This window comes from Pontibacter sp. HJ8 (assembly GCF_054824225.1).
Map to the genome: position 1 here is coordinate 1 of NZ_JSYF01000182.1, position 10,906 is coordinate 10,906.

Genomic DNA, 10,906 nt, shown 5'->3' on the forward strand with positions numbered 1-10,906 from the left:
AGAGCTCTAAAGGTGCTTTCACGGTGTCATCTAATGGCGGTACAGAATGTTCTAAGTGCCACTATTAATCAATTAAGATTTAAGAATTCGAGTTTTCTAGATATAATATGCAAAACAGAATAAAATACTGGAAAGGAATAGAGGAGCTTGAAAACACTCCTGAATTCGCGAAAAACGCTCATAATGAGTTTCCAGAATTCCTGCCCATCAACGCAGCCAATGGAGAAACCGAATCTGCGGGTGTTACAGCTCCAAGAAGAGATTTTCTGAAACTATTGGGTTTTGGTCTGGCAGCGGCCACCCTTGCTTCATGCGAAGCGCCAGTAAGGAAAGCTATACCTTACCTGAACAAGCCGGTAGACGTAGAGCCAGGCGTAGCCAACTGGTATGCCTCTACTTATTACAACAACGGCGATTATAACAGCATTCTGGTGAAGGCCCGCGAAGGTCGTCCGATCAAGATTGAGCCCAATCCAGGATCTACTTTAACGCCAATGGGTACAAGCCCGAAGGCACAGGCTTCTGTGCTGAGCCTGTACGATAACAACCGACTGCGCACCCCGCTCATCAAAGGCAAAGAGGCGAAGTGGGAGCAGGTGGACAGTGAGATCCGCGCAGCGCTTTCCCGCGTGAATGGCAAAGTCGCTTTTGTTTCTTCTACGGTTATCAGCCCCTCCACCAAGCAGCTCATCAATGAGTTTGGTGCTGGCTTAGGCAATTTTGAGCACGTAACCTACGATGCCAATTCGGCTTCTGCCCTGATCGGTGCAAACGGTGGCCTGGTACCCGGCTATGATTTCAGCAAGGCAAACATCATTGTAAGCATCAGCGCTGACTTCCTGGGAACATGGGTATCGCCTATACCTTTCGCCAAGCAATACATTCAGAATAGAAAACCAACAGCGGATAACCCGAACATGTCCCGTCACTATCAGTTTGAGGCCATCATGTCTCTGACTGGTGCCAATGCTGACGTGCGCGTTCCGATCAAACCATCCGATGAACTGGCTGTAGTTAAAGCCCTATACAATGGTCTGTCAGGCCAGGGTGCCAGCGCCCCTGCCAATGTAGACAAAAAAGCGATTGACGCTGCTATCAAAGACCTGAAAGCCAATAACGGCCGCGCTCTGGTAGTGTCAGGATCCAACGATCCGGCCGTACAGACGCTGGTAGCATCTATCAACAAAACAATCGGTGCCGAAGGGACGACGATCGATACAGCTGCTCCTTACTTTGTAAAGCAGGGTAACGACGCGCAGATGATTCGCCTGATCGAGGAAATGAACAACGGCGGCGTAGGTGCTGTGTTCTTCTACAATGCAAACCCGGTATACGATCATCCGCTTGCAGAGCGTGTGATCAGCGGGTTGAAGCGTGTCGGCCTGAAAGTATCTTTCGCTGATCGCGTGGAAGAAACAGCCGCTCTTGCTGATTACGTAACACCAGACAACCATTACCTGGAGTCCTGGAATGACTATGAGCCGAAGAGAGGTTTCCTGAGCTTAGCGCAGCCGGTTATCAGCCCGATCTTCATGACCCGCCAGGCACAGGACAGCCTGCTGGCCTGGAGCGGGAATAAAACAACCTACTACGATTACATCCGCAACAACTGGAGAAAAGCTGCCGCAGGAGACTTTAATGCCTTCTGGGAGAAAGCCGTGCATGACGGTGTGCTACAGAACGGTACCAGTATGCTGGCCGTTAACGCGGGTGCTGCCAGCACCATGACTGCTGCAGATGCTGCCGGAAGAGCTACCAAAGCTGCCGCTGGTAACAGCATTGAAGCCGTAGTATATGAGAAAGTTGCGATAGGTACTGGCGCTGAGTCTAACAACCCATGGTTGCAGGAAATGGCAGACCCTATCACAAAAGCAACCTGGGATAACTACATTACCATGCCACGCAAGATGGCAGAGGAAATGAAAGTGGTACAGGGCGATGTACTGAAAGTATCCTTCGGCAACGGCAAATCCTTTGAACTGCCTGCTCTTGTTCAGCCGGGTCAGGCACAAGGCACCGTAGGTATAGCCATGGGGTACGGCCGTCAGGTGGAAGCGATGCCGGTAGCCAAAGGTATAGGCGCTAATGCCTTCCCGATCGCTACAGTGGCAGATAATGCTATCCTGTATACTGGAGCTGTGCAGCTGGAGAAAACGAACTCAACCATTGAGATCGCTCAGATGCAGACACACCACACGATCATGGATCGTCTGGTAGTTCAGGAGAACACACTGGCGAAATACAAGGAGAACCCGAAAGAGGTAACCGAGTATATCCGTCTGGCTACGCACGAAGGACCTGCCAAGCCGTCTACTATCTCTCTTTGGGAAGATTACGAGTACAAGAACCACCACTGGGGTATGGTCATTGACCTGAACTCCTGTATCGGTTGCGGTGCCTGTACCATCAGCTGCCAGGCCGAGAACAACATCCCGGTAGTAGGTAAGCAGGAAGTACTGAACCGTCGTGAAATGCACTGGATGCGTATCGACCGCTACTACAGCTCGGTAGAACACGAAGCGAAAGATTACCAGACCATGGAAAACCCGGCGGAAAATCCTTCTGTGATCTTCCAGCCGATGATGTGCCAGCACTGTAACCACGCACCGTGTGAAACGGTTTGCCCGGTTGCTGCGACTATGCACAGCTCTGAAGGTATCAACCAAATGGCGTACAACCGCTGCGTAGGTACCCGCTATTGTGCTAACAACTGCCCGTATAAAGTTCGTCGTTTCAACTGGTTCGCTTACGCTAACAACGATAAGTTCGACTACAACATGAACAACGACCTGGGTAAGATGGTGTTGAACCCGGATGTTACAGTTCGATCAAGAGGTGTAATGGAGAAATGCTCGTTCTGCGTACAGCGTGTTCAGCTTGGTAAGTTAGAAGCCAAGCGTGAAAACAGAAGACCAGTAGACGGAGAGATCGTGAGTGCCTGTGCGCAGTCATGCCCTACCAATGCTATCATCTTCGGTGACATGCTGGATCCGGAAAGCCGTATCTCTAAGACGCTGGTTCGTGAAAAGGGTGAACGTGCGTTCCACGTACTGGAAGAACTGAACGTACAGCCGAACGTAACATACCTGACAAAAATTAGAAACTTAGCTTAATTTAAAAATTAGATAGCGTTATGCAGCATGTATCTCCGATAAGAGAGCCTCTTGTAACCGGGGGGAAAACATACCACGACATCACCGAAGATGTGTGCAGACAAGTGGAGGCAAAGCCCAACATGCGTTGGGCAGCTGCCTTTGCCGTTTCTCTGGTTGGTTTGGCTATATTTTTCTACTCTGTATACCGTACCTTGTGGTTTGGTATAGGTGAGTGGGGCCTTAACAAAACAGTTGGCTGGGCTTGGGATATTACCAACTTCGTATGGTGGGTAGGTATTGGCCACGCCGGTACCCTGATCTCAGCAATCCTTTTGTTGTTCCGCCAGAAATGGAGAACTTCTATTAACCGTGCGGCAGAGGCGATGACGATTTTCGCCGTAATCTGTGCCGCCATGTTCCCGGTGCTGCACATGGGACGCCCCTGGTTAGCTTACTGGGTACTTCCTTTGCCAAACACATTCGGATCGCTTTGGGTTAACTTTAACTCGCCCCTCCTTTGGGACGTATTTGCGATCTCCACTTACTTCTCAGTTTCACTTGTATTCTGGTACATCGGTCTGATTCCGGACTTTGCTACCATTCGTGACAGAGCAACCGGCCCGATCGCCCGCAGAGCGTATGCTTTCCTTTCTTTCGGCTGGACGGGTTCCGCCAAAGCATGGTCCCGCTATGAAACAGTATCCCTGATTCTGGCAGGTCTGGCTACACCACTTGTACTTTCCGTGCACACGATCGTATCCATGGACTTTGCAACGTCCGTAATTCCAGGCTGGCACACCACCATCTTCCCTCCATACTTTGTGGCAGGTGCGATCTTCTCAGGATTTGCCATGGTACTTACGCTGATGATCATTACCCGCAAGACCTTCAAGCTGGAAGATTACATCACGCTCGAGCACGTGGAGTCAATGAACAAGGTAATTATCCTGACAGGCTCTATCGTAGGTGTGGCGTATATCACCGAATTCTTTATCGCCTGGTACTCCGGTGTGGAATACGAGCAGTATGCGTTCATCAACCGTGCTACGGGTCCTTACTGGTGGGCTTACTGGTCGATGATGACCTGTAACGTGATCACGCCACAGCTGTTCTGGTTCAGAAAGATCAGAAGAAGCTTAACGGCCACCTTCATCATCTCTATTTTCGTGAACATCGGTATGTGGTTCGAGCGATTCGTAATTATCGTGACGTCACTGCACAGAGACTACCTGCCATCCTCCTGGGCCATGTTCTCTCCGACAAGCATTGATATCGGAGTCTATGTAGGAACTATTGGGTTGTTCTTTACACTGTTCCTTTTGTTTGCCAAATTTTTCCCTGTAGTGAACATGGCCGAAGTGAAAGCTATCCTGAAGTCTTCTTCAGAAGTGAAGCACCACCCGGTTAAGTCCATGCACGGTACTGATAAGGATTCGCACACTAATACACATCATAGCAATGACTAAAAAATTCGTTCTAGGTATCTACGATGATGAGGATGTCCTGCTACATGCCATCGAGAACGTACGGGCTGCCGGCACTAACATTTATGAAGTATTCTCACCATACCCTGTACACGGTATAGATGATGTATTAGGCATAAAGCGCTCCAGACTACCGATTGTAGCCTTCTTCTGCGGACTGACAGGTATGTCTTTCGCCTTGTGGATGCAGATCTGGATGCTGGGTTTTGACTGGCCGATGATCATCGGTGGTAAGCCTCACATTTCTCTTCCGGCGTTTATTCCAGTTACATTTGAGCTTACGGTGCTCTTTTCAGCATTCGGTATGGTCATCACTTTCTTCATTGTCACCAAACTGAGGCCTTCCTTCAAGGTGAACGTGTTTGACAAACGCTCTACAGACGACAAATTTGTAATGGCGATCGAAGTGAAAGAAGGGGTAACCGATATGCCGGCACTGAACAACCTGCTTCGTACGAATGGTGCCATTGAAGTTAACGAGAAGGAGGTAATCAACTAATGAAAGGTCTACTAAACTTAGGCATCAAAGCCTCAGCCGTCTTATTTACAGGTGCTCTACTAGTAGCCTGTAGCAATGATCAGGACCCAGGACTGGAGTATGCGCCTGACATGTATCATTCTATTCCGCTTGATCCTTATTCTCAGGTAAAAGAAAACAAGTATAACCCGGGTGGCCTGAACATGCGTGAGCCTGCGCCAGGCACTGTAGCACGCGGCAAGATGGGTTACAACATGTACCTGTCCAAAGACGAAGCCGAGGTCGCTGGTGTGGAACTGAAAAATCCGCTCGAATACAACGAGCAAAACCTAGCCGAAGGCCAGGTTCTTTACAACCGCTTTTGCTCTTCCTGCCATGGTGAGCAGGGAGACGGTCAGGGACTGGTTGGTCAGAAATTCAAAGGTGTTCCTTCTTATTCAGCCGGACGAGTAGCAACCCTTCCAGCTGGCCACATTTTCCATGTGATCACGAACGGAAGAGGCAGAATGATGCCACATGGCTCACAGGTAAACCCAACAGAGCGTTGGAAGATCGTGATGTATGTGCAGCAATTGCAAAAAGGAGAGGTAGGCGCCGGAGCCGGAACTGAGGAAGCTCAGGATGCTGCTGAAACCGGTACTGAAGCTCCTGTAACAGGTACTACACCCCAATAACTTAGTCTAAGGCATAATATCAAAAGGATAATGACAGAAGAAAGACTCATCATTTCCAGAAAAACGAACAACAAGTTTTTCTTAATGATTGCTATAGGTGTCGTACTGCTTATAGCTGGTATAATAATAGCGGCCCTGGGCGGCGGAGCGGAGCATGGCGAAGGCCATGGAGAAGCGGCAGCAGCAGGCCATGAAGCAGTTTCCTGGACCAAGAGACTCTACGTTAACCTGTGGATGAACAACGTATACTTCACAGGTATAGCACTGGTAGGCGTATTCTTTGTAGCCGTACAGTATGTGGCGTATGCAGGTTGGTCCGTATTAATCAAGCGTATACCTGAAGCATTGGGTTACTTCCTACCTATAGGAGGTGCCGTGATGCTGATCACGTTCCTGCTGGGCGGTCATGACATCTTCCACTGGACGCACGAATACCTGTATGATGTGAATGACCCGCGTTATGACCCGATTATAGCTGGTAAATCGCCTTTCCTGAACTTCTGGTTCTTCCTGATCCGGATGGTAGTTTACTTCGCGCTGTGGATCTTCTTCTTTAACTGGTTGAGAAGAAACTCTATCAATGAAGACCTGCATGGCGGTGACTCCTATTACCACAAGAGCATCCGGATTTCTGCGATGTTCCTGGTTGTATTCGGTGTAACCTCTTCTCTTTCAGCTTGGGACTGGGTACTTTCCATCGATACACACTGGTTCTCAACCATGTTTGGCTGGTACGTATTCGCCAGCTGGTGGGTATCCGGCCTGGCCGCGATAACACTTGCGGTAATCTTCCTCAAGCAGAACGGCTACCTGAAAATGGTTAACGCCAATCACCTGCATGACCTGGGTAAGTTTGTATTTGCCTTCTCTATCTTCTGGACATACATCTGGTTCTCCCAGTTTATGTTGATCTGGTATGCCAACATGCCGGAAGAATCGATCTACTACATCGAGCGACTGGGCGGAAACAACGGACATTTCAAGTGGATATTCTTTACGAACCTTTTGGTAAACTTTGCATTCCCTTTCCTTGTTTTGATGACGAGAGATGCGAAGCGTCAGATGATCATGCTAAAGATCGTTTGTATAGCTATCCTTGCTGGCCACTGGCTGGACTTCTACCTTATGATGATGCCAGGTACGCTTCGTGAAGGTGCAGGTATAGGGTTTATTGAGATTGGTACTACGCTTGTTTTCCTGGGTGTGTTCTTACTGACCTTCACAAAAGGCCTTGCAAAAGCCTCTCTTGTGCCAGTTAACCATCCGTTTGTGGAAGAAAGTGTTCACCATCATGTTTAGAGATCTTACTAAAAGCATTATAAAATGATTACGTTCGCCATAGGGTTATCCATTGTACTTTTATTTGTCATCCTGTTCCTGTTGTTCAGGATCGGAACGCTGGCTTCCATTTTCAGAGGCTCCACACAGCGTGCGGTAGGAACTACCAAGACAAGTAATAAAGTAAACGGGGTTTTATTACTGCTCTTCCTGATAGTAGGTGGTGCAGCTTTTTTCTGGTCCTTTGCAGATTCATGGGACGAGATGAACCAGCCGATTGCTTCTGTTCACGGTGAGTGGACAGACAGCCTGTTCTGGACAACCATGATTGTGATAGGCATTGTGTTTGTCATTACACAGATCCTGCTGTTCTGGTATTCTTATAAGTACCAGCACAAGGATGACAAGCGGGCGTATTACTATCCGCACAACAACAAGCTGGAAATCGTTTGGACGATGATCCCGGCTGTCGTGATGGCCCTGTTGGTTTTTGCGGGTTGGAAGACCTGGACCAATATTACGAGTGCAGCTCCTGCAGATGCCGTAGTAGTAGAGGTAATGGGCAAGCAGTTCAACTGGATGGTGCGTTACCCGGGAGCAGATAACAAACTGGGTACAGCTAATTTCCGCCTGATCGATGCTACAAACGAATTTGGTGTTGATTTCAGCGATCCGAATTCAATGGACGACTTTATGCCACGTGAGATCCACGTGCCGAAAGGAAAGCCGGTTCTGTTGAAGATCCGTTCACGGGATGTAATCCACAGTGTATTCCTGCCTCACTTCCGTCTTAAAATGGACGCAGTACCAGGTATGCCTACCAAATTCTGGTTTGTTCCGACCAAGACTACGGACGAAATGCGGACTGAAACAGGAAATCCAGAGTTCAATTATGAGTTAGCTTGTACTGAAATATGCGGACGCGGTCACTTCGCCATGAGATTTATACTCGTTGTTGATGAGCCGGAAGATTATGAAGCCTGGTTAGCATCACAGCAGCCTTTTATCGAGCAGAATCCACAGCTTCTTACCAAGTTTGCGGATGACGCCAAGGAGCAGCTGGTGCTTGAGAAAAGTACAGAGAATGCGAAGAAGTAAAAACAGAGTTGTAGCATTTAAATCAATCAACAATGTCTAGTACAGATATCACCATTAATAAGGATGTACATCACGCTCATGAAGAGCATGATCACCATCATGAGCAGAACTTTATTGAGAAGTACATCTTTAGTCAGGACCACAAAGTAATTGCCAAGCAGTACCTGTTTGCAGGTATATTCTGGGGTTTTATTGGTGGCTTCCTTTCCATTCTCTTCCGATTGCAGCTTGGCTGGCCGGAAGCAACCTTTACTTTCCTGGAGCCAATTCTGGGTGGATGGGTTGTAAATGGTAAGCTTGATCCGGAATTCTATCTGTCATTGGTAACCATGCACGGTACGATCATGGTGTTCTTCGTACTGACAGCTGGTCTGAGCGGTACGTTCGCCAACTTCCTGATTCCGTTGCAGATCGGTGCCCGTGATATGGCTTCCGGTTTTATGAACATGCTTTCCTTCTGGTTCTTTTTCCTGTCCAGTGTCGTTATGTTCATTTCCCTGTTCATCGAGACAGGACCTGCCGGTGGTGGCTGGACGGTGTATCCGCCGCTAAGTGCGCTGCCACAGGCTATTAGCGGATCAGGTACAGGTATGACGCTGTGGTTGATCAGCATGGCTCTGTTTATTGTTTCTCAGTTGTTAGGTGGTGTGAACTACATCACGACGATTATCAACCTGAGAACCAAGGGGATGTCTATGACGAAGATGCCGCTTACGATCTGGTCCTTGTTACTGACTGCGATCCTGGGCCTGCTTTCATTCCCGGTATTATTGTCTGCCGCACTGCTGCTTATTTTTGACAGAAGCTTCGGAACTAGTTTCTTCTTATCCGATATCTACATTGCCGGAGAGGCTCTTGCCAACACGGGAGGTAGCCCGATCCTGTTCCAGCACTTGTTCTGGTTCCTGGGCCACCCGGAAGTATACATCGTGATCCTGCCGACATTTGGTATCGTTTCTGAAGTAATTGCTACCAACGCACGTAAGCCAATCTTTGGTTACAGAGCGATGATCGGTTCAATGCTGGGTATTGCTTTGCTCTCCTTCGTTGTATGGGCGCACCACATGTTCGTCACCGGTATGAACCCCTTCCTCGGATCGGTGTTCATGTTCCTGACCCTGATCATTGCAGTTCCGTCAGCGGTGAAAGTATTTAACTGGATCGCGACGCTCTGGAGAGGCAATATTCGTTTTACAGCCGCTATGATGTTTGCTGTAGCGTTTGTGTCCCTGTTTATCTCCGGTGGTCTGACAGGTATCATCCTGGGTAACTCCGCACTGGACATTCAGTTACACGATACTTATTTCGTTATTGCGCACTTTCACCTTGTAATGGGTGCTGCTGCTATCTTCGGTATGTTCTGTGGTATCTACCATTGGTTCCCGAAATTGTTTGGCCGCATGATGGATGAGAAGTTAGGATTCATCCACTTCTGGATGACATTCATAGCTGTATACCTAATCTTCATGCCTATGCACTACCTGGGTATAGCAGGCTTCCCAAGAAGATATTACTCCTGGACAGGTTTTGATTCGTTCAACATGTTCACGGACATGAACACCTTCATCAGTATAGCTGCCATCATCGGTTTTGGTGCCCAGTTTATCTTCCTGTTCAACTTCTTTTACAGCATCTTCAAAGGTCGTCGTGCTACAGCTAACCCTTGGCATTCGAACACACTGGAGTGGACTACGCCGATCAACCCGGGTCACGGAAACTGGCCGGGCGAAATACCAACTGTTTACAGATGGCCATACGATTATAGTAAACCAGGTGCTGAAGAGGATTACATCCCTCAGAACGTACCATTCTCTCAGACGCAGTCTTCGAACATGCCGTACGAGCGGGATTTAGAATAACTATTAATGACAAATAAATCTTTTCAGTACAAAAGGTTTAGAAATATTGGAGTACTTACAGTTATAGCTGTATACTTTCTAATATTGGTTGGAGGAATCGTGCGCAGCACCGGGTCCGGGATGGGTTGTCCTGACTGGCCCAAGTGTTTTGGCAGTTGGGTTCCTCCAACTGATGTTAGCCAATTACCAGAGGATTACCTGGAGGTTTACAAAGAGCAAAGGATAGAAAAAAATAAGAAGCTGGCCGGATACCTGGATGGGTTAGGCTTTGAAAAAGTTTCCGCCTATATTTTTTCTCATCCGAATCAGTACATCGAGACAGAGTTCAATGTCACCAAGACCTGGATCGAATACCTGAACCGACTGGTAGGGGTCGTCATCGGCTTTCTGATTTTTTTGACTGTCGTATACGCCATACCTTTTCTGAAGACAGATAAATCGGTTTTCTACCTTTCTTTGTTCAGTTTTATCCTGGTGGGTTTTCAGGGGTGGCTCGGGTCCATCGTGGTTTCGACAAACCTGTTACCCGTTACGATTACCATACACATGGCCTTGGCGCTGGTTCTGGTGGCGCTGCTGCAGTATGCAGTCATTCGTTCGCAGGCCGGTTCTATAACAAAACGTTTTGAATACTCTCCAAAGCTTTTTGTCGTGATAGGAGTGGTGACACTCGCTACATTTGCCCAGATCTTACTTGGAACGCAGGTAAGGGAAGAAGTAGATATCATTGCTTTTGACATGCACGGAAGCAACCGGGATCTATGGGTAGATCAGCTGGGGGTAAGCTTCTACATTCATCGTTCTTTTTCTATTTTGTTGTTGGCGATCAATCTTTACATGGCCTATACCGTGTATAAGCTCAGAGACCGCCAACTGAGAGTACTGACAAACTGGATGCTTTTGCTGGTAGCAATCGAAGTAGCAATTGGTGTATTGATGG

General features: G+C 48.1%; 8 protein-coding genes. All 8 read left to right on the plus strand.

What is annotated here, in order from left to right; genetic code table 11:
• The first annotated feature begins 107 nt into the window (after positions 1-107).
• Positions 108-3,113, plus strand: coding sequence for a TAT-variant-translocated molybdopterin oxidoreductase (locus OB13_RS09055; protein ID WP_461489840.1), 3,006 nt, complete (start codon positions 108-110; stop codon positions 3,111-3,113).
• Positions 3,114-3,133: 20 nt separating this feature from the next.
• Positions 3,134-4,561: an NrfD/PsrC family molybdoenzyme membrane anchor subunit gene (nrfD, locus tag OB13_RS09060; protein WP_461489841.1), complete on the plus strand. Its 1,428-nt coding sequence runs from the start codon at positions 3,134-3,136 to the stop codon at positions 4,559-4,561.
• Positions 4,554-5,078 carry a DUF3341 domain-containing protein gene (locus OB13_RS09065; protein WP_461489842.1) on the plus strand — a complete coding sequence of 175 codons (525 nt, stop codon included), beginning with the start codon at positions 4,554-4,556 and terminating at the stop codon, positions 5,076-5,078. Before nrfD ends, OB13_RS09065 begins: the two co-directional genes overlap by 8 nt.
• Positions 5,078-5,731: a c-type cytochrome gene (locus tag OB13_RS09070; RefSeq protein WP_461489843.1), complete on the plus strand. Its 654-nt coding sequence runs from the start codon at positions 5,078-5,080 to the stop codon at positions 5,729-5,731. Before OB13_RS09065 ends, OB13_RS09070 begins: the two co-directional genes overlap by 1 nt.
• 30 nt (positions 5,732-5,761) lie before the next feature.
• A complete protein-coding gene (locus OB13_RS09075) occupies positions 5,762-7,030 on the plus strand; it encodes a quinol:cytochrome C oxidoreductase (RefSeq protein WP_461489844.1) in 1,269 nt (422 codons plus the stop codon).
• A gap of 24 nt (positions 7,031-7,054) precedes the next feature.
• Entirely contained in the window at positions 7,055-8,107 is a 1,053-nt protein-coding gene (locus OB13_RS09080) for a cytochrome c oxidase subunit II (protein ID WP_461489845.1), read from the plus strand.
• 32 nt (positions 8,108-8,139) lie between these two features.
• Complete coding sequence (locus OB13_RS09085) at positions 8,140-9,966, plus strand: cytochrome c oxidase subunit I (protein WP_461489846.1); 1,827 nt, start codon at positions 8,140-8,142, stop codon at positions 9,964-9,966.
• A gap of 84 nt (positions 9,967-10,050) precedes the next feature.
• The coding region (locus tag OB13_RS09090; RefSeq protein WP_461489847.1) for a COX15/CtaA family protein at positions 10,051-10,906 on the plus strand (856 nt) is incomplete at its 3' end.